This is a genomic window from Microlunatus antarcticus, assembly GCF_014193425.1.
GTDB lineage: Bacteria > Actinomycetota > Actinomycetes > Propionibacteriales > Propionibacteriaceae > Microlunatus > Microlunatus antarcticus.
In genome coordinates this window covers 3,484,526-3,503,346 of sequence record NZ_JACHZG010000001.1, presented here as the reverse complement: position 1 = coordinate 3,503,346, position 18,821 = coordinate 3,484,526, and the positions used below count along the sequence as shown (strand labels likewise).

Sequence of the window (18,821 nt, the reverse complement as noted above, 5' to 3'; positions counted from 1 at the left end):
AGCCCACAGGACCGGGAACGCCGACGCCCCGCCTCCCACGAGGGGAGACGGGGCGTCGAAGGTCGTACCGGGGCGCTACTGGCTCGGGATGGATCCCGAGGTCGTCGCGCCGGCCTCGATCGAGTGGTGACCGTTGCCGTTCCCGTGCTCGCCGTGCCCGTTGCCGTTGTGCCCGTTGCCGCTCTCGAGCTCGTGGCCGTCGTGCCCGTCACCGTGGTGCTGGGCGGCCTCGAGCTCGGCCCGGGTCGGCTTGCGCAGCGTGTCGATGAAGTAGAACCGGCTCGCCCGACGGCGCAGGTTCTCCCGCTGCAGCTGCCCCTCGGTCAGGTCGGGGTCGGACTCGACCGGCATCAGCGCCGCGTTCTCGCGGTGCTGCGTCAGCGTCCAGGCCTCGCCCTGGCTGATCGGGGCGTGACGCTCGGTGTAGGCACCGGACGGGTCACGCTCGATGATGCCCGTCTCGGCCCCGTGCAGCAGACGCTCCTCGTCGGAGCGCTGGAGCCCGATGCAGATCCGCTTCGTCGCCATGAAGGCGATGACCGGCATCACGAAGACCGCCACCCGGAGGAAGTAGGTCACCGCGTTGAGCGACACGTGGAACTGGGTCGCGACGAGGTCGTTGCCACCACCGATCCAGAGCATCGCGTACGCCGTCATCGCGGCCACGCCGAAGCCGGTGCGGGTCGGGTTGTTGCGGGGACGCTCGAGGATGTGGTGCTCGCTCTTGTCCTTGGTGACCCACGCCTCGATGAAGGGGTAGAGCGCCATCAGGCCGAAGAAGAGACCCATCGTGCCGAGACCCGGGATCGCGACGTTCCACGACCAGGTCGTGCCGCCGATGTGCGACTCCCAGTTCGGCATGATCCGGATCGCGCCCTCGACGAAGCCCATGTACCAGTCGGGCTGCGAGCCCGCCGAGACCTCGGCCGGGTTGTACGGGCCGTACGACCAGATCGGGTTGATCTGCATGAGCCCGCCCATGAGGACCAGGACACCGAAGACGATGAAGAAGAACCCACCGGCCTTTGCCATGTAGACCGGAAAGATCGGGTAGCCGACCACGTTGGCCTCGGTGCGACCCGGGCCGGGGAACTGCGTGTGCTTGAGGTAGACCACGAGCGCGAGGTGTGCCGCGATCAGGCCCAGGATCAGCGCCGGCAGCAGCAGGATGTGGACCATGTAGAGACGGGCCACGATCAGGTCGCCGGGGAACTCGCCACCGAAGACGAAGAACTCGGCCCAGGTCCCGATGAGGGGGATCGAGCGGATGAGGCCGTCGACGAAGCGGAGCCCGGTGCCCGAGAGCAGGTCGTCGGGCAACGAGTAGCCCGCGAAGCCCTCGATGAGGCCCAGCATGACCAGCGCGACGCCGAGGAGCCAGTTGAGCTCGCGGGGCTTGCGGAACGCGCCGGTGAAGAAGACGCGGAGGCTGTGCGCCAGCATCGCGGCCAGGAACAGCATGGCCGACCAGTGGTGGATCTGCCGGACGAGCAGGCCGCCACGGATGTCGAACGACAGGTTCAGCGTCGACTCGTAGCTCTGCGACATCGAGAGGCCGCGCAGCAGCTGGTAGCTGCCGTTGTACTCGACCTCGGCCATGGACGGCGTGTACCAGATCGTGAGGAACACACCGGTCAGCAGCAGGACGACGAACGAGTAGAGCGCGACCTCACCCAGCAGGAACGACCAGTGGTCGGGGAACACCTTGCGGATGAAGGGCCGGCTCAGCTTGGCGAGGCCGAGGCGCTGGTCGAGGTACTCGGAGGGACCTGCGGCCAGCTTGAAGACCGGCCCCAGCTCCTGCTTCGGGGTGTCGGCCTGGACGGCCGGGGCGTCGGAAACTGTGGCTGCTGGACGAGCCATCAGTTGTCCCCTTCCTTGAAGTCGTTACGAGAGTCACGCTCGAAGAAGCTCGGGCCGACCGGGACGGTGAAACCACTGCGTGCGACGAGGTAGCCCTCGGCGTCCACGGTGATGGGCAGCTGCGGCAGCGCACGCGCGGCCGGGCCGAAGATCACCAGCCCCGAGTTGCCGAGGTCGAAGGTCGACTGGTGGCAAGGGCAGAGCAGGTGGTGGGTCTGCTGCTCCCAGAGGCTGATGGGGCAGCCGACGTGAGTGCAGATCTTGGAGTAGCAGAGGATCCCGCCGACCTGCCAGTCCTGGCGCGAGGCCGGGATCTGGATGGTCCGGGGGTCCATCCGGACGATGATGATCGAGGACTTCGACTTGGCCTGGAGGAACTCCGTGCCCTCGAGCTCCTTGAGGTTCTCGGGCTGGCCGTTGACCAGCTGCCCGATCTCCAGGTCGGAGGCCTTGATCGGGACGTAGGTGACGTCGTTGACGAGGCGCACGCCCTCGGCCCAGATCGTGGTCTCGATCGTGGCCGCACGACGCTTCTTGGTCGGCCAGGGGCCGAGGTCGGCGAAGCTGACGATCAGCGGGATCCCCAGGGCGGCCAGCGCACCGACGAGGCTGCGACCGAGCACCTTGCGCCGGGTGATCTTGGACTCCTCGGTGCCCTTCTGGAGCTCGGTGACGACGTACTCGCGGTCGTCGGCGTCTGAGGCGGCACTGTGCCGGTAGTCGACCATCTCGTGGTCGTCCATCAGCTGACGCGCCCACTGGACGGCACCGATGCCGATCAGCAGCAGCGCGAGACCCGCGGTGGTGCCGAGCAGGAAGTGCTGCAGCCCGACGTGCAGGAAGCCGAAGTCGATGTACGCCGTCTCCGGGACCGCGAAGTACGCGACCGCGAAGCCGATGGCCAGGACGGGGACGATGCCGAACATCGTCGCGACCTGACGGGTGGCCCGGTCTGCGGCCTTCTCGTCGACGTCGGTGAGTCGGGGCAGGTGCTCCGGGTGGCCGGGGTCGGCGACCGGGTACTGCGACTCCGGGTGGGTCGTGTCGAGGTCGGTGTGCCCGTCCCCGGCCGAGGTGCTGCGCTCGAGATCTGTCACTTTGCCTTGACTCCCTTGGACGCGATCCAGACCGCGAAGGCGATGAGTCCGCCGATGCCGATGATCCAGGCCCACAGGCCCTCGCTCACCGGGCCGAGCCCGCCGAGGTCGAGCCCGCCCTGGTTGGGGCGCGAGTGCAGGTCGTTGAGGTAGGCGATGATCGCCTTCTTGTCCTCCGGACGGAGGACGTCGTCGTTGAACACCGGCATCTGCTGCGGGCCGGTGACCATGGCCTCGTAGATGTGCAGGTTGCTGGAGTTCTTCAGCGACGGTGCGTACTTGCCGCCGGGGAGCGCGCCGCCGGCGCCCTCGAAGTTGTGGCAGGCCGAGCAGTTGGTGCGGAAGAGCTCGCCGCCCCGGGCGATGTCCTCCTGGCTGACACCGGCGGTGTTGTACTCCTCCGGCGCGGGGATCGCCGGGCCGGGGCCCAGCGTCGCGACGTACGCGGCGAGCGCGGCGATCTCGGCCTCGCTGTAGCGGACCGGGTGGACCGGCGCCTGCGCGGCGGGGGCGGCCATCGGCATCCGGCCGCTGCCGACCTGGAACTCGACGGAGGCGGCGCCCACACCGGCCAGGGGCGGGCCCTGGATGGTGCTGGTGACCTGGCCCTCGCCGTTCAGGCCGTGGCAGGAGCCGCAGCCCACGGCGAAGAGGGCCTTGCCCTCCGCGACCTGCTGGCTGGTGCCGGTGTCGGCCGACGACTGCTGCCCGGGGGCCAGCAGGGTCGACAGCGCCCCCATGACGAACAGGGCGAGCAGCAGGAGCAGCGCTCGCGCTGCCGGGTGCCGCCGTCGTGCTGCCAGGAAACTCACTGTGTCCTACCCCTCCGTCGTTCAGTCAAGGATTCAGTTGTGCGCCCGACGACGGATGCGAGGTCAGGTGTGACGCTTCAGTCTCGTGCTCCGGCAGGTCAGCGGAGCAGGTAGATCACGCCGAACAGCGCGATCCACACGATGTCGACGAAGTGCCAGTAGTAGGAGACGACGACGGCCGTGACGGCCTGCTCGTGCGTGAAGGTGCGGGCCAGGAACGTGCGGCCGAGCACGAACAGGAAGGCGATGAGCCCGCCGGTCACGTGCAGGCCGTGGAAGCCGGTGGCCAGGAAGAAGACCGAGCCGTACACGTTCGCGGAGATGCTCAGGCCCTCGTGGATGAGCGTCGCGTACTCGAACGTCTGGCCGGCGATGAAGAAGGCGCCGAGGCCGAAGGTCAGGAAGTACCACTCGCGCAGACCCCAGCCCCCGAAGTTCAGGACCGAGCCGGTGCGCCCGACCTGACCGCGCTCGGCGGCGAACACGCCCATCTGGCAGGTGAAGGAGCTCGACACCAGCACCGCCGTGTTCGCGATGGCGAACGGGATGTTCAGGGTCGCGGTCGACGTGTCCCACAGGGTGGGGACGTTCGCCTGCGCCGCCTGGGCGGAGGTGACGTTGCGGATCGTGAAGTACGCCGCGAAGAGGGCGGCGAAGAACATCAGCTCCGACGCCAGCCAGATGATGGTGCCCACCGCCACGGCGTCGGGCCTTCCGGGTCGTCCGTAGAGGCGCGACTGCGGGATCGGGTGGAGCGCGCTCTCGGGCTTGGTCATCGACCCGGAGACGCTGTGCGAGTGTGTTGCCACGGGGTCATTATGTCCACAGATGCCTCACGGGTCACGGCTCGGGCGTGGCGCCGCACGGCGCGAGCCCCTCCGGGGCGCCGACCACTAGGCTGCTCGCGGTCCGCCGAGGTCGCGTGGACCCACCCACCGGACCGAGCGCAGGAGACAGTGCCATGAGCAGCCACCCCGGACCAGACGCCCCCGGCGCCCTGACCGTGCTGCTCTACTCGTCCAACCGGCGCACCCGCGAGGACGTGCGGCTGGCCCTGGGTCGCCGCGTCGCCCGTGACCTCCCGCCCGTCCGGGTGGAGGAGGTCGCCACGCAGCCGGCCGTGCTCACCGCGATGGACCGCGGCGGCATCGACCTCGCGATCCTCGACGGCGAGGCGGTCCCGGGCGGGATGGGCCTGTGCCGCCAGCTGAAGGACGAGATCCGCCGCTGCCCGCCGCTGCTGGTCCTCACCGGCCGGCCGGACGACGCCTGGCTGGCGACCTGGTCGCGGGCCGACGGGGTGGTCGGCCACCCGATCGACCCCGTCCGGCTCCCGGCGGTGGTCGCGCAGCTCCTGCGGGGGGCGACGGAACCGGCCGGACGCGGGTGAGCGGGGTCGTGGCGGCAGCGCCCGCCGGGCCGACCTGGCCGAGCGTCCTCAGCGACCTGGTCGCGCGACGTGACGCCGACCGGGCGACGACCGCCTGGGCGATGCGGCAGATCCTCGCGGGCGACGCCACCCCGGCCCAGATCGCCGGCTTCGTCATGGCGCTGCGCACGAAGGGCGAGACGGTCGACGAGATCGCCGGCCTCGCCGAGACGATGCTCGACTTCGCCACGCCGCTGGAGATCGGCGGGCACGCGGTCGACGTCGTCGGCTCCGGGGGCGACCGGGCGAACACCGTCAACATCTCGACCATGGCCGCGATCGTGGCCGCCGGCGCCGGCGCGCGGGTGGTCAAGCACGGCAACCGGGCCGCGTCGTCGGCCAGCGGCGCCGCCGACGTGCTCGAGGCGCTGGGCGTCGTGCTCGACGTCGTGCCCGAGGACCAGCAGCAGGTCGTGGACGCCGCCGGCATCGCCTTCCTCTTCGCCCCGCTCTACCACCCGGCCCTGCGGCACGCGGGGCTCGTCCGGCGCGAGCTCGGGGTCGCCACGGTCTTCAACTTCCTCGGCCCGCTCGCCAACCCGGCCCAGCCCGCCGCGCAGGCCGTCGGGGTTGCCGACCTCCGCGTCGCCGAGCTCGTCGCCGGCGTCCTGGCCCGGCGCGGCCACCAGGGCCTCGTCGTCCACGGCGGCGACGGGTTGGACGAGCTCACGACGACCAGCGCCTCGACCGTGTGGGTGCACCGGGACGGCGTCGTCGTCCGCACGTCCTTCGACCCGCTGGACCTCGGGCTGGCCCGGGCCGTCCCGGACGACCTGGTCGGGGGCGACCCGCAGCACAACGCCGAGGTCACCCGGGCCCTGCTCGCCGGTCGGCCGGGCCCCGTCCGCGACATCGTGCTGCTCAACGCGGCGGCGGCGCTCGCGGCGTACGAGGGGCCCGACGCCGACGGGCTGACCGACCAGCTCGCCCGGCAGCTCGACGTGGCCCGGGAGGCCATCGACAGCGGGGCGGCCGCCCGGACGCTCGACACCTGGGTCGAGGCCACCCACGCCGTACGGTCCGTCCGGCGGTAGGACCCCGCTCGACGGGGTCCCGGCCCCGGCACGCCCGGTGGCGGGACGCAGAGGTCCGTACGCTGGACGTGTGATATCACGCGACCTCGCCAGCCGGCTCGCTCCCGTCCTGGACTGGACGCCCGCGAACGGCGACCAGTTCTTCATCCCGCGGCCGGAGATCTCCGAGTCCGTCTTCACGATCGCCGACATGGTCGTCGAGCTGATCGTGCGGCACGGCGAGGAGCGGTTCCACTTCAACGGCACCGTCGAGTGGGCCCTCGACTCGGTGGAGTCCGACGCGGTGGTGTGGATGCCGCGCGAGGAGCAGCTCCGCGGTCTGCTCGGTGACGCCTTCCTCTCCCTCGACCGCGTCGGCGAGGGCTTCGTGGTCAGCGGCGCCGGGCCGGCCGGGGCCTTCCACACCGAGCCGCGGCCCGACGCGAGCGACGCCTACGCCGAGGCCCTGCTCGTCGTGCTGCCCGAGCGCGACCCCGCGGCGGCCGCGGCCGTCGGCGCCCTCACCCGCTGAGGGCACGCACCCCGCAGGCCAGGAACGCGCCGGCCAACATCGACGGCGCGTACGGGAAGGCGCCCGGGCGGCCCCGCAGCGCCAGCACGACCCCGACGGCCGCCCCGACCAGGCTGCCGAGCAGCAGGGCCGCGACGAGCGTCGACCAGCCCGCGGCAGCGGTCGCCGCGCCCAGCACGGGCGCCAGCCGGACGTCGCCGAAGCCCAGGCCGCCCCGGCTGAGCCGCCACAGCAGCAGGTAGAGCAGAGCGGCCGCGCCCGCCCCGGCCGCGCTGCGCACCAGGAGCGGCACCCCGCCGAGGAACGTCGCCGGCACGGCGGCCCCGGCGGTCAGGACCCAGACGGCACGGGTGAGCCCGAGGGGCAGCCACGTCGTCCGAGCGTCGATCGCGACGAGCACCAGGGCGGGCCCGCACAGGACCCACCACAGCGGCCAGGTGCCCGTCGGCAGCGTGAGCCCGACCAGGCCGGCCGTGCCGACCGCCAGCGCGGTGCACGCGGTCACGAAGCCACGCGTCGGCAGCGCCCGGTAGGGCGTCTTGCCCTCGGGCTCGGCCGGCTCGGGCAGGCGGACCAGCACGGCGCGGGTGCCGAGGAGCACCGGGACGGCCGCCACGAGGACGAGCAGCACGACGTCCCACCCGCCCGGCAGCAGGCCGGGGGAGGAGGACGGGAGCGGCACCGGGCGATCGTACGGAGCGCCGGCGGCTCACGCGGCCGACGCCACGTCGTCCCGGCTCTCGTCGTGCAGGTCCTCGACGTGCAGGTCCTCGTCGTCCCGGTCCTCGTCGTGCAGGGCGGCGGGCAGGCCCCGGGCGAGACCGACGAGGCGGACGGCCAGCAGCCGGTTGCCGTGCGTGTGCCGGTCCAGCGCCGCGAGCTCCTCGAGCCCGAAGCCGACGGCCGACGCCACCTCGTCGACCGACCAGCCGCTCGCCCGGAGCCGTCCGAGCGCGGCCCGCGGCTCGTCGGCCGGGGCCAGACGCCAGCGGAGCCCCTGCACGTCGTCGGGCCGCACCAGCAGCAGCCGGCGGGCGGTCGGCGGGCTGATCCGGCGGGGGACCCGCCCCGCGCGGCCCTCGAGCAGGTTCCGGACCGTCCGGGTCGGGAGGCCCAGGACGACGGCCACCTCCGCCACGTCGAGCGACCCCGCGGACATGAGGTGGCGCAGGTGCGCCCGGAACGGCCGGGCGTCGACCCAGCGGGCGTCCATCTCGTCGTGCCCCGACACCCCGCCCGTCCCGGTCCCCGCGGTCGTCCGGGCCCCGGACCCTGTCGTCGACACCACCACGTCGTTCTCCCGTCTCCGTCGTGGGCTCCACGCCAGGAGCCCTCAGCAGGAGAAGGCCCGCGGAGGGCCCCCGATGTGTCACGGGTGGTGTTGGCGGTGTCGCCACAGGTGTTGTCCGGGTGGTCTGGGTTGTCCGGGCAGACGACTACGGGCGGCCCGGGTCTCCCCGGACCGCCCGCAGGGGTCAGTGCTCGTCGTGCCGGTGGTGCCGGTGCGTCAGTGCTGGGCCTTCGTGAAGCCGGCCTGCTGGGCCGCCTCCTCCGAGCTGAACCAGACCTCGGCGATCGTGCGTGCCCAGCCGTTCGAGTCGGGCAGGTGGTACTTCATCGACCGCTCGTTGCCCTTGATGGCGAAGCCCTCCGGGGGCTCGACCCCGACGTAGGCCCCGGCCATGTCGTAGCGCTCGGGGTGCGCCTCCGGGCCACCACCGGTCTTGGTGTCCTGCTCGGCCCAGACCGCGTCGGCCGGCTCCTCGTAGGCCCGCTCCTCGACGGTCTCGAGCTCGGTCTCGATCTTCTCGTCGCCGTAGGGCGTCTCTGCACCGGCACCGACGTTGTCGGCCCCGGTCGAGTCGTCTCCGGTGCTGTCCGAGGACCCGGTGGTGCCGGCCCCGGTCGACCCGGCGTCGGTGGCCGAGGGCACGGACGGGGCGTCGTCGCCCTCGTCGACGGAGGCGACGTCGTCGAGGTTCGCGTGGCGTGCGGCGATCGCCGAGCCGTCCACGTCCTCGACGGTGCCGGACTCGTCACCGGGCGTGCCGGCGGTGCCGTAGAGCGACGTGGTGCTGGCCACGACGTCGGTCTCGCCGGGCCCGGCCGTCTCGGGCTGGGGCTCGGCGACGCCGGCCTCGGCCGACACGCGCGGCTCGGCCGCCACGGGCGGTGCGTACGGCGTGGTCGGGCGGGCGGTCTGCCACTGCGAGCCCTTGTCGCCGACGAGCTTGCGGACGACGACGTAGGTGGCGGCGGCCGCGGCGCCGACGACGGCGAGGGTCGTCAGCCAGCGGTGCTTCTTGCGCGGCGGCGGCAGGACCACCGCGGGCTCCTTGCGGACGCTCTGCACGAGCGACCGGCCGCGGTCCGCGGCCGACGTGACCAGGGGCGTGGCCGACGCGGCGGCGGTGGCCGCAGCGGCGCCGACGGCGGGGACGTACTCGCTCGTGACCTTGTCACGCGCTCCCGAGAACGCCTCCCGGGCGGCCTCGAGTGCCGGCTCGAGCCGGTCGGCCAGGTCGTGGCCCGACTTCACGCCCTGCTGACGGACGAGGGCCGCGTACGGCGCGACGGCCTCGGCGGCCTGGTGCGCGTACGGCGCGACGCGGTCGGCGGCCTGGTGGCCGAGGTCGTTCACCTGGGCCGCGTACGGCCCGACCGCGTCGGCGGCCTGGTGGGCGTACGGCGACACGGCGTCGCTCACCTGCTGCGCGAACGGGGTCACCGCCTCGACCGCCTGGTGGGTGAGGGGGGCGACCTTCTCGGCGGCGCTGTGCGCGAGGGCCACGGTCTTCTCCGCGGCGGCCTGCGCGACGGGGACGACCTTGTCGCGCACGACCTCGCCGGGGTCAGGGGTCTTGTTCACGGGTGTCTCCTCCAGAGGGCGGCCGGCGTCCACCAGCCACCCCCAAACCGTAGCGTCCGCCCTGGTCAGGCCGGAGAGACGGGCCGCGTTGGCGCGGTCTGCCAGGATGGGGGACCCAGCCGCGCGGACCCACCGGGGTCCTGAGCGCTCGCGGCCGACGTCCGGGCAGACCGGATCCTCATCAGAAAGGTGCCTCTTCTCGTGGCCCAGCAGACGGCAGTCCTCCACACCAACCACGGCGACATCGCGCTGAACCTGTTCGCCGACCAGGCGCCCAAGACGGTGGCCAACTTCGTCGGGCTGGCCGGCGGCACGCTGGAGTACCAGGACCCGCAGACGGGCGCGAAGACGACCGGCCCGTTCTACGACGGCGTCATCTTCCACCGCATCATCGACGGCTTCATGGTCCAGACGGGCGACCGCCTGGGCACCGGCACCGGTGGCCCGGGCTACACCTTCGCCGACGAGTTCCACCCCGACCTGTCGTTCAACCGGCCCTACCTCCTGGCCATGGCCAACGCGGGCCCGGGCACCAACGGCTCGCAGTTCTTCATCACGGTGACGAACACGCCGCACCTCAACCGCAAGCACTCGATCTTCGGCGAGGTGGCCGACGCCGCCAGCCGTGCGGTGGTCGACGAGATCGCCAACGTGAAGACCGGCCGGGGCGACCGTCCGGTCGAGCCCGTCGTCATCGAGTCGGTGACGCTCGGCAGCGCCGGGTCCGCTTCCTGATGCTGCCGAAGGCACCACGATGACCGCGGAGACGGGGCCGGACTTCACCGCCCCCGGCTTCGCGGCCTGCTACAAGCACCCGGACCGGCAGACCGGCATCGCGTGCCAGCGGTGCGGTCGGCCGATCTGCGGGGAGTGCATGAACACGGCCTCGGTCGGGTTCCAGTGCCCCCGCTGCGTCGGGCTCGGGCGGGCGAACGTCCGCGAGCCGCGGACCCGCTTCGGGGCGCGCATGGCGCCCGGGGGCGGGGTGGCGACCAAGGGCGTGATGATCGCCCTGGCGGTGGTCTACGTGACCAACCTCGTCACGCGAGGCCTCGTCCTGCCTTGGCTCCTCATGGTCAACCCGTACGTCGCGGCCGGGGAGCTGTGGCGCCTCGTCACCAGCGGTCTCGTCTCCGGCGGGCTGCTCGGCCTGGTCATGAACCTGCTCGTCCTCTGGCTCGCCGGACGGGCGATCGAGTCCGAGGTCGGACCGGCGAGGTTCCTGGCCATCTACTTCACTGCGACGCTCGGCGGCTCGACGCTGTTCTACCTGCTCGGTCCGGAGAACGGCGCCACGCTCGGGGCGGCCTCGGCCGTGGTCGGTCTGCTGGCGGCCAACGCCATCGGCAAGCGCAAGAGCGGCGAGGACGTCCGCGGCGACGTGGGCCTCTTCGTCATCCTCGTGCTCTACAGCCTGGTGGTCGGCTTCTCCAGCTTCGGCTGGCTCACGATGATCGGTGGCATCGCCGTGGGTGCGCTGGCGGGCGCCGTGCTGGCGTACGCGCCCCGCGGCAACCGCACGGCGGCCCAGGTCGTCGGCCTGCTCGCCGTCGTCGTGGTCTGCGTGGTCGCCGTCGCGCTGCCGACCTTCGTCGGCTAGCGCGTCGGCGGCGCCCACCTCGCCGGGCGGGGCGTCAGGCGATCGACGAGACCGAGGGCACCGGCAGGGGCGTGAGTCGCGGCTGGTGCAGCAGGACGAAGCCCACGACCGCGCTGACGAGCAGCAGCACGACCAGCACGAGGACGACGGCCGTCAGGGTGCGGGTCGTGACCCAGGGTCCGCGGGTGGCGAGGTCGTCGGTCAGGGGCGGCGGTGGCGCCGACCCGTCCGGCTCAGTCGCCGCCAAGGGAGAAGGCCGCCTCGAGGTCGTGCGCGGAGTAGGCGCGGAACGCGATGTGGGTCTCGGTGCGGAGGATGCCCGGCACCTTGTTGAGCCGGTCGGCCACGACGCCGGCGACCTGCTCGTGGTCGGCGACCCGCACGATCGCGACGAGGTCGAGCGCGCCGGTGACGGAGTAGACCTCCGAGACCCCGGGCAGCGCCGCGACCGCCTCGGCCACCTCGCTGATCCGCGCCACCTCGGCGTTGATGAAGACGATCGCGGTCACCACGCCGGCCATCCTAGGGTCGCCCCGGCCCGCCGGGGGCCACCCCTCGCCGACCGGCTCCGCCGCTCCCTCACCCGGCCAGCGCGGGCTGCGGCGCCGCCTGCCCCCCGAGGGCGTGCTGGACGAGGGTCTCGTGGTCGAGCACCGCGTGCAGGGGCCAGGCCCACTCGCCCTCGATGTGCATGATGCGGACCCCGGGCTGCTCCAGCCAGTCGGCGATGCGCTCGGTCTCCTCGATGCCGGCGGCGGGCAGGGGCGCCGGGGCGGGTCGTACGGTCTCGGCGGTCGCGACCGTGCTGCGGGCCACGGCCTGCGGCACGTCGTACGCCCCGGCGACCCCGCTGCTGGCCAGCCGGCCGTGCCGGATCACGTGGATGTCCCAGCCCGCCCCCTCGCGGCGCGCGGCGACGATCTCGGGGCACGCGGCCAGGCTCGACACCCGGTGGAAGCGGCGCGCGGTCCGGCCGAGCGTGTCCAGCCGCCGCCGGATCGTCTCGGCCTCCTCGTAGCGGTGCTCGCCGACGAGGCGCGTCAGCCGGGCCGACACGGCCGAGACCGCCGGGCGGGCGTCCGTGCACAGCGCGGCGCGCACCTGCTCGACCAGGACGGCGTACTCCTCGCGGCCGACCGAGCCGTCGCACGGGGCGCAGCAGCGGCCCATCGCGGCCAGGGCGCAGGCGTTGGTGGGCCGGGTCGGGCTCAGCCGTGTCGTGCACTGGCGCAGCGGGAAGCCGTCGTAGACCGCGAGCACGACGTCCTCGGCGGCCTGGCGCCGGGCGAAGGGGCCGAAGTAGGTCGCCCCGTCCTCCTTGACCGCGCCCACGATCGACAGCCGGGGGAACACGTCCGTCGTGATCTTGACCCACGTCTGGCGGTCGGGGAACTTGGAGCGCCGGTTGTAGCGCGGCGCGTGCGCGGCGATGAGGCGCAGCTCGAGGACGTCGGCCTGCAGCTGGGTGTCGCAGACGATCGTCTCGACGCCGGTGGCCACCCGGACCATCTCGTCCATCCGGCGCCGCTTCTCCGACGCGGTGAAGTACGTCCGCACCCGCGCCCGGAGGTTCTTGGACTTGCCGACGTAGAGCACGTGGCGCTGGGCCTCGCCGTCGGCGGTCGCGGGCTGCTCGGCCACGAAGAGGTAGACGCCTGCGGTCTCGGGCAGCCCGGCCGCCCAGGTCCGCCGGGAGCGGCGCTGCGGGGAGACCTGCCGGCTGAACTCCTGCAGGTCCTCCAGGGTGTGCACCCCCAGGTTGCCGACCCGCTCCATCAGCCCGTGCAGCACGTCGACCGTGGCCTGCGCGTCGGTGAGCGCCCGGTGGTTGGGGGTGACGGTGGTCCGGAAGTGCCGCGCCAGGGTCCCGAGCTTGCAGTTGGGGACCTCGTCGCGCAGCAGGATCACCCGCGCGAGGGCGGCGGTGTCGAGCACCGGCCAGCGCGGGTACGGGTAGCCGAGCCCCTCGCAGGCCCGGCGCAGGAAGCCGGTGTCGAAGGGCGCGTTGTGCGCGACCACGACGGTGCCGTGGGCGAAGGCGAGGAAGGCGGGCAGCACCTCGCGCAGCGTCGGTGCGGCCGCGACCATCGAGCTGGTGATGCCGGTGAGCACCGCGATCAGCGGCGGGATGTGCGTCCGCGGGTTGACCAGCGTCTGGAACTCGCCGACGACCTCGCCGCCGCGCACCTTGACCGCCCCGATCTCGGTGATCCGGTCCGTCTCCGCGCCGCCGGTGGTCTCCAGGTCGACGACGCAGTAGGTGAGGTCCGACAGCGGCGTCCCGAGGTCGTCGAAGCTCGCCTGCGCCGGGGTGGTCATGGGCCGAGACCGTACGGGCTTCCCCTGACAGAAGCTCGCACACCTGTTCGAGCGGGGTCGTGACCAGTGGTCACGGACGACGCGTCCCCGGCTGACCAGTGGTCACGCCGGGGCGGTGCAGGGAGCTGGGGGAGGGGCTCGAATGACCAGTGGTCACCTGGAGCGGGGTTCGTGGGAGGTCGGGGGAGCGGGGTGGCCGGGGGGCACCCCGGGGTCGTCAGGCCCGGGCGAGGACCTCGCCGTGCGGCACCAGGAACCAGGCCCGCGGGTCCGCGCCGAAGGTGCGCCAGGCCTCGGCGAGGTGCTCGAGCTCGGCGGTGTCCGCGAGCCCGTGCCCCAGCGCGGAGGTGGCGAAGGACGACTCGGTGAGGCGCTCGGCCCAGGTCCCCGTCCACCAGGCGAGGTCCTCGGCGGAGGCGTAGCACCAGACCGATCCCGAGGCCGTGACGTCGGTGAAGCCGGCCTCGAGGGCCCACGCCTTCAGCCGCCGGCCCGCGTCCGGCTCGCCTCCGTTGCGGCGCGCGAGGTCCTCGTAGAGGGCGAGCCAGCGGGTCAGCCCGGCGCTCTCGGGGAACCAGCTCATGGTCGCGTAGTCGGCGTCGCGGACGGCGACGAGACCGCCCGGGCGGCAGACGCGGCGCATCTCGCGCAGCGCGGCGACCGGGTCGGCCAGGTGCTGGAGCACCTGGTGGGCGTGGACGACGTCGTACGTGCCGTCGGGGGCGTCCAGCGCGTACACGTCGCCCGTGTCGATGCGGACGTTCGTCAGCCCGCGGCGTGTCACGAGCTCACGCGCGGCGGTGACGGCGGCCTGGGCCGGGTCGAGGCCCACGACCCGGGCGACGCGGGTGGCGAGGTCGGCGGTGATCGTCCCGGGCCCGGCCCCGACGTCGAGCAGGACGTCGGTGGGACGCAGGTGGGGGAGCAGGTACGCCGCGGAGGTCTCGGCGGTCCGGCGGCCGTGGGAGGCGAGGACCGAGGGGTGGTGCCCGTGGGAGTACGTCTCCCGGGGCGCCTCCGGACCGTCGGCGGGACGGGCGGCCGGGTCCGGGTCGGGGGTGCTCACGGGCCGAGTCTCGCAGGAGTGTCAGTGGGGGTGGTCAGAGTGTTCTTCGGCGGGCGGTGGCGTGAGGGGACGTCACCGCCCGCCGACCAGATCGTCGCCCGAGCACCACACCGAAGCACCACACCGAGCACCACTCAGGACGCCGGGACCACCGGCTCGAAGGGGAGGACCGCGATGAGCCAGGGGAGCACCTTGCACGTGGACTGCGACAGCTGCTCGGCCCGAGGGCCGGCCTGCACGGACTGCGTGGTGACCGTCCTGCTCGGGATCCCCGGGCCGCGGGTCGACCTCGACGGGGACGAGCAGCAGGCCCTGTCGGCGCTCGCCAGGTCCGGGCTGGTACCGCCGCTGCGCCTCGTCCCGAGCGCGCGGCCCGTCCGGAGCGTGTCGTCCCCGGGCCGCGCGGACTGGGAGGGGCTCGACGAGCGGGACATTTTTACCGGCTTCGTGACGGGATCGGAAGGTTAGGCGGGGTTTGCCAGTGACCAAATCGTGACCTAGCCTGAGTCAGCCGGAGCACTTGAACGGTTGACGAACCCTGATGACAAGGGTGTCGATCACGCTCCGGCAACGCTGTGAATTGCCCCGTTCCCGGGGTGCCCCTCGTCAGACTCGGGCACACTGGAGACATCGGGGTCCAGGTGAGCCTGGTTCACAGGGCCGATCCGGGCCGTCAGCGTGCGCGCAGGCGGGTCGGGTGCCGTCAGACGAAGGGGTTAGTCCGCGTGTTCCCACGCCACCGCGAGACCAGAGCGACCGCCCGTGTGGCGGCGCTGGGGCTCACGAGCCTGGCGCTCGGCGCTGTGATGTTCGCCGGCCCCGTCAGCACCGCCTCCGCCGACCCCGCCGTGACGATCGCCGAGGCCAAGGCCCAGATCGAGCAGCTGCAGGTCGACGCCGAGGCGCTGGACCAGGACTACCTCGCGATCAAGCAGCAGGTCGACGCCTCGAAGGCCGACCTCGCGCTCAAGCAGCAGGACGCCCAGGCGCAGTCGCAGAAGGTCGACGCGCTGCGCAAGCAGGTCGGGCAGGCCGCGCTGGCGCAGTTCCAGGACCGGAACGTCGACACGGCGGCCCAGCTGCTCCTCGACTCCGACACCGAGGGCTTCCTCTCCCAGGTCTCCACGATCGAGAAGGTCGGCTCCAACCAGAACAAGGTCCTCCAGGACTTCCAGCAGCAGCGGGCCGGTCTCGCCGACCTCCAGAAGTCGCAGCAGACCGAGCTCGTCGCGCTGGAGAAGAAGGAGACCGATCTCGAGACGCTGAAGGCCGGCTCCGACAAGAAGCTGACCGAGGCCAAGGCCGTGCTGGCCAAGCTCACGACCGAGCAGCAGCAGACGCTCGCCGCGCAGGACCAGAAGCAGACCTCGGACGCGCAGACCCTCGCGGAGAGCGCGCTCGGCACCACGCCCGAGACCCCGGCCTCCTCGACGGCGGACAACTCGAAGGGCGAGGCGGCGCTCGCCTGGGCGGTCAAGCAGCTCGGCAAGCCCTACAGCTTCGGTGCCACCGGCCCGAGCTCGTTCGACTGCTCCGGCCTCACGCTTGGCGCCTGGAAGGCCGCGGGCGTCAGCATCAACCGCACCTCGCAGGCCCAGTTCAAGAACGGCCGCGCCATCGCCAAGTCCGACCTCAAGCCGGGCGACCTCGTCTTCTACTACGGCGGCATCAGCCACGTCGCGATGTACGTCGGCAACGGCACGATCATCCACGCGCCCCACTCGGGCACCGTCGTCAAGTACGCCAAGCTCGACTCGATGCCGTTCGCCGGCGCGCGTCGTCCCGCCTGATCCTCGGCCCCTGGTGATCGCCCGGCGCACCAGCGCCGGGTTCCTGGCCGTCGTCCTGGCGCTCGGCGTCGGCGCGTGCTCACCGCCTCGGTCCAGCCCGACCGTGCCGGCGACGGCGCCGTCCACCGCCGCTGCCGCTCCCACGACCGGCTCGAGCCGTCCCGCCACGCCCGACGCCCAGACCGCGCTCGACCGCCTCTTCGCGGCCGGACGGGCCGGGGACCGTACGGGCTGGGACGCCGGAACGGCTCCGGTCGCCGGCTTCGCGGGTCGTTCCACCCTCCTCTTCGACAACCTCGTCGCGCTGCGTCCCACGCGGCTGCGCGTCCGCCTGACCGGTGCCGAGCAGGACCTGCCCACAGACCGCCGCGCCGAGCTCGGTGCGGAGGCCCGGGTCGTGCAGGCGAGTGTCGGCTGGCGCCTCGCCGGCGAACGGGCGGACGCGACCTCCTCGGTCTGGCTGACGCTGGTCCCCGGCCCGGACGGCGTACGCCTGGCGGGCACCGACGACGGCAGCACGCTCGACAGCCCCGCCGTGCCGATCTGGTGGCTGGCCCCGGTCACCCGCGTGACCCGCGGGGACGTCACGGTCCTCGTCGGTCCCGGGCAGGACGCGCCGCGCTGGGCCGCGCTGGCCACCCGGGCCGCGGCGGACGCCCACGACCACCTGCCCGCGGTGCTGCGCCGGGACTGGGACGGGGGCCTGGTCGTGGAGGTTCCCGGCAGCGGCGACGACTTCGCCCGCGTCCTCGGCGGCGCACCGTCGGCGTACGCGACGACCGCGGCGGTCACCCGGCCCGAGGGACCGACGACGGCCTCGGCCGTCCGGGTCGTGGTCAACCCGGCGACCGCGCGCGACCCCGAGGCCGAGCTCGGGACGACGCTGACCCACGAGACGGTGCACGTCGCCACCTCCTCCGCCACCTCGGCCGCGCCGCTGTGGGCGGTGGAGGGGCTGGCCGAGCACGTCGCGCTCGAGGCGCACCCCGACCAGCGCCGCAGCGAGCTCGCCGTGCTCCCCGGTGGTGCGCCGCCGACCCGGCTGCCGGCCGACGCGGCCTTCACCGCGGGCGGGCCGGAGGTCACAGCGGCGTACGCGCAGGCCTGGCTGGTCTGCCTCGCCGTCGCCGAGCACCGGGGCGACGAGGACCTGGGCCGCTTCTACCGCGCGCTGGACGGCGGGGCCACGGTCTCCGCCGCCGCCCGGTCGACGCTCGGGGTCGACGAGGCCACCGTCGTGCGCTGGTGGCGCGGGGCGTCGGAGCGCGCGGCCGCCGACCGGCGGGGCTGAGCCGGACCGTGGCGCCCACGCTCGTGCTGACCAACGACTTCCCGCCGCGGATCGGCGGGATCGAGTCGTTCGTGGCGACCGTCTGCCGGCTGGTGGACGACGACGTCGTCGTGCTCGCCTCCGGCCCGCCCGGGGCGGAGGCGACCGACGCCGACCGCGCCTTCCCCGTGGTGCGTCACGGCGAGCTCCTGCTGCCCACACCGCGCGTCGCCCGGCGCGCGGCGGAGCTGCTGCGCGCGTACGGCGCCACCCGCGTCGTCGTCGGCGCGGCCATGCCGCTCGGCCTGCTCGCGCCGGGCCTGCGTCGCGCCGGCGCCGAGCGGGTGGTCGCGCTCACCCACGGCCACGAGGTCTGGTGGGCCACCGTGCCGGGCGCCCGCAGCGCGCTGCGCCGGGTGGGGGACGCCTGCGACCACCTGACGACGATCTCGGACTACACCGCGCGTCGGATCGCCCCCGCCCTGAGCCCCGCCGCCCGGTCGCGGCTGCTGCGGCTGCCCCCGCCCGTGGACGTGGACCGCTTCCGACCGCTCCCGAACCCGGCGGCGCTGGAGAGCCCGACCGTCGTGGCGGTCGGGCGCTTCGTGGCGCAGAAGGGCTTCGACCTCCTCCTGCGCGCGTGGCCCGGGGTGGTGGCCGGCCTGGGGCCCGGCCGGCGCCCGCGGCTCGTGCTGGTCGGGGACGGACCCCAGGCGCCCGCCCTGCGCCGGCTGGCCGCGCAGCCCGGATCGGCGGGGACGGTGACCTTCACCGGCGCCCTCGACGCCGCGGGCGTGGTGGCGCGGCTCCGGGCCGCCCACGTGTTCGCCCTGCCGGTGCGGACCCGGTGGGCCGGCCTCAACCCCGAGGGCCTCGGCCTCGCGGCCCTGGAGGCGGCGGCCTGCGGGCTCCCGGTCCTGGTCGGCGACTCCGGCGGGGCGCCCGAGACGGTCCTCGACGGGGTCAGCGGTCGGGTGCTGCCCGGGAACGACGCGGGGGCGTGGACCCGGGCGCTCCTGGAGCTCCTCGGGGACCCGGTCGCCGCGGCCGCGGCCGGGGAGCGGGGCCGGGGCCTGGTGGCGGAACGCTTCGGTCTCGGGCCGGCCCGGAGCACGCTCCGCGCGGCACTCGCCCTCGACGCCGATCCCGTACCCTGAGGCG

The 18,821-nt window shown here is 73.5% G+C and carries 20 protein-coding genes; 9 read left to right on the top strand and 11 right to left on the bottom strand.

What is annotated here, in order from left to right; translation table 11 throughout:
* Positions 1 to 75 precede the first annotated feature (75 nt).
* From qcrB to ctaE, 4 genes are all read right to left on the bottom strand, one after another.
* Positions 76 to 1,863, bottom strand: coding sequence for a cytochrome bc1 complex cytochrome b subunit (gene qcrB / locus FHX39_RS16410; RefSeq protein ID WP_183340170.1), 1,788 nt, complete (start codon positions 1,861 to 1,863; stop codon positions 76 to 78).
* Positions 1,863 to 2,960: a cytochrome bc1 complex Rieske iron-sulfur subunit gene (qcrA, locus tag FHX39_RS16405; protein WP_183340168.1), complete on the bottom strand. Its 1,098-nt coding sequence runs from the start codon at positions 2,958 to 2,960 to the stop codon at positions 1,863 to 1,865. Before qcrA ends, qcrB begins: the two co-directional genes overlap by 1 nt.
* Positions 2,957 to 3,772, bottom strand: a complete 816-nt coding sequence (gene qcrC / locus FHX39_RS16400) for a cytochrome bc1 complex diheme cytochrome c subunit (RefSeq protein WP_183340166.1) — start codon at positions 3,770 to 3,772, stop codon at positions 2,957 to 2,959. Before qcrC ends, qcrA begins: the two co-directional genes overlap by 4 nt.
* A gap of 98 nt (positions 3,773 to 3,870) precedes the next feature.
* Complete coding sequence (ctaE, locus tag FHX39_RS16395) at positions 3,871 to 4,581, bottom strand: aa3-type cytochrome oxidase subunit III (RefSeq protein ID WP_456299346.1); 711 nt, start codon at positions 4,579 to 4,581, stop codon at positions 3,871 to 3,873.
* Positions 4,582 to 4,733: 152 nt separating this feature from the next.
* Between ctaE and FHX39_RS16390 the strand changes: the two genes are divergently transcribed.
* From FHX39_RS16390 to FHX39_RS16380, 3 genes are all read left to right on the top strand, one after another.
* Positions 4,734 to 5,162, top strand: coding sequence for a response regulator transcription factor (locus FHX39_RS16390; RefSeq protein ID WP_183340164.1), 429 nt, complete (start codon positions 4,734 to 4,736; stop codon positions 5,160 to 5,162).
* 8 nt (positions 5,163 to 5,170) lie between these two features.
* Positions 5,171 to 6,235: an anthranilate phosphoribosyltransferase gene (gene trpD, locus FHX39_RS16385; RefSeq protein ID WP_183340162.1), complete on the top strand. Its 1,065-nt coding sequence runs from the start codon at positions 5,171 to 5,173 to the stop codon at positions 6,233 to 6,235.
* 70 nt (positions 6,236 to 6,305) lie between these two features.
* On the top strand, positions 6,306 to 6,746 hold the full coding sequence (locus FHX39_RS16380; RefSeq protein ID WP_183340160.1) for a pilus assembly protein CpaE: 441 nt from the start codon (positions 6,306 to 6,308) through the stop codon (positions 6,744 to 6,746).
* Here FHX39_RS16380 and FHX39_RS22260 read toward each other — a convergent pair.
* From FHX39_RS22260 to FHX39_RS16365, 3 genes are all read right to left on the bottom strand, one after another.
* Positions 6,736 to 7,428 (bottom strand): prepilin peptidase, encoded by a 693-nt coding sequence (locus FHX39_RS22260; protein ID WP_183340158.1) that lies wholly within the window; start codon positions 7,426 to 7,428, stop codon positions 6,736 to 6,738. The two genes, FHX39_RS16380 and FHX39_RS22260, sit on opposite strands and share 11 nt — an antisense overlap.
* A 27-nt stretch (positions 7,429 to 7,455) precedes the next feature.
* On the bottom strand, positions 7,456 to 8,031 hold the full coding sequence (locus FHX39_RS16370) for a hypothetical protein (protein ID WP_183340156.1): 576 nt from the start codon (positions 8,029 to 8,031) through the stop codon (positions 7,456 to 7,458).
* Positions 8,032 to 8,253: 222 nt separating this feature from the next.
* Positions 8,254 to 9,615 (bottom strand): sunset domain-containing protein, encoded by a 1,362-nt coding sequence (locus FHX39_RS16365; protein ID WP_183340154.1) that lies wholly within the window; start codon positions 9,613 to 9,615, stop codon positions 8,254 to 8,256.
* Positions 9,616 to 9,816: 201 nt separating this feature from the next.
* Here FHX39_RS16365 and FHX39_RS16360 point away from each other — a divergent pair, with 201 nt between their 5' ends.
* A complete protein-coding gene (locus FHX39_RS16360; protein ID WP_183341609.1) occupies positions 9,817 to 10,350 on the top strand; it encodes a peptidylprolyl isomerase in 534 nt (177 codons plus the stop codon).
* Between the two features lie 19 nt (positions 10,351 to 10,369).
* Complete coding sequence (locus tag FHX39_RS16355) at positions 10,370 to 11,215, top strand: rhomboid family intramembrane serine protease (RefSeq protein ID WP_183340152.1); 846 nt, start codon at positions 10,370 to 10,372, stop codon at positions 11,213 to 11,215.
* 34 nt (positions 11,216 to 11,249) lie between these two features.
* Here the strand turns inward: FHX39_RS16355 and FHX39_RS16350 are convergent, their stop codons facing one another.
* The 4 genes from FHX39_RS16350 to FHX39_RS16335 all read right to left on the bottom strand — a co-directional run bounded on the left by FHX39_RS16350 (position 11,250) and on the right by FHX39_RS16335 (position 14,600).
* The gene (locus FHX39_RS16350) at positions 11,250 to 11,462 is read right to left on the bottom strand and encodes a hypothetical protein (protein WP_183340150.1); all 213 of its coding nucleotides are present in this window, start codon (positions 11,460 to 11,462) and stop codon (positions 11,250 to 11,252) included.
* Positions 11,449 to 11,727 carry an Lrp/AsnC family transcriptional regulator gene (locus tag FHX39_RS16345; protein ID WP_183340148.1) on the bottom strand — a complete coding sequence of 93 codons (279 nt, stop codon included), beginning with the start codon at positions 11,725 to 11,727 and terminating at the stop codon, positions 11,449 to 11,451. Before FHX39_RS16345 ends, FHX39_RS16350 begins: the two co-directional genes overlap by 14 nt.
* Before the next feature lie 67 nt (positions 11,728 to 11,794).
* Positions 11,795 to 13,534, bottom strand: a complete 1,740-nt coding sequence (locus FHX39_RS16340; protein WP_183340146.1) for a DEDD exonuclease domain-containing protein — start codon at positions 13,532 to 13,534, stop codon at positions 11,795 to 11,797.
* A 217-nt stretch (positions 13,535 to 13,751) separates the two neighbouring features.
* On the bottom strand, positions 13,752 to 14,600 hold the full coding sequence (locus FHX39_RS16335; protein ID WP_183340144.1) for a class I SAM-dependent methyltransferase: 849 nt from the start codon (positions 14,598 to 14,600) through the stop codon (positions 13,752 to 13,754).
* Positions 14,601 to 14,774: 174 nt separating this feature from the next.
* On the opposite strand from FHX39_RS16335, the gene FHX39_RS20740 reads away from it, so the two are divergent.
* From FHX39_RS20740 to FHX39_RS16315, 4 genes are all read left to right on the top strand, one after another.
* Complete coding sequence (locus FHX39_RS20740) at positions 14,775 to 15,068, top strand: hypothetical protein (protein ID WP_198424011.1); 294 nt, start codon at positions 14,775 to 14,777, stop codon at positions 15,066 to 15,068.
* Positions 15,069 to 15,325: 257 nt separating this feature from the next.
* Positions 15,326 to 16,390 carry a C40 family peptidase gene (locus FHX39_RS16325; RefSeq protein WP_183340142.1) on the top strand — a complete coding sequence of 355 codons (1,065 nt, stop codon included), beginning with the start codon at positions 15,326 to 15,328 and terminating at the stop codon, positions 16,388 to 16,390.
* A 13-nt stretch (positions 16,391 to 16,403) separates the two neighbouring features.
* On the top strand, positions 16,404 to 17,681 hold the full coding sequence (locus FHX39_RS16320; protein WP_183340140.1) for a hypothetical protein: 1,278 nt from the start codon (positions 16,404 to 16,406) through the stop codon (positions 17,679 to 17,681).
* Positions 17,682 to 17,689: 8 nt separating this feature from the next.
* Positions 17,690 to 18,817: a glycosyltransferase family 4 protein gene (locus FHX39_RS16315; protein ID WP_332836878.1), complete on the top strand. Its 1,128-nt coding sequence runs from the start codon at positions 17,690 to 17,692 to the stop codon at positions 18,815 to 18,817.
* Positions 18,818 to 18,821: the final 4 nt, after the last annotated feature.

Coding starts and splice junctions, on each gene's coding strand:
- qcrB (WP_183340170.1), bottom strand. CDS start 1,863: ATGGCTCGTCCAGCAGCCACAGTTTCCGACGCCCCGGCCGTCCAGGCC.
- FHX39_RS16390 (WP_183340164.1), top strand. CDS start 4,734: ATGAGCAGCCACCCCGGACCAGACGCCCCCGGCGCCCTGACCGTGCTG.
- FHX39_RS16355 (WP_183340152.1), top strand. CDS start 10,370: ATGACCGCGGAGACGGGGCCGGACTTCACCGCCCCCGGCTTCGCGGCC.
- FHX39_RS16340 (WP_183340146.1), bottom strand. CDS start 13,534: ATGACCACCCCGGCGCAGGCGAGCTTCGACGACCTCGGGACGCCGCTG.
- FHX39_RS20740 (WP_198424011.1), top strand. CDS start 14,775: ATGAGCCAGGGGAGCACCTTGCACGTGGACTGCGACAGCTGCTCGGCC.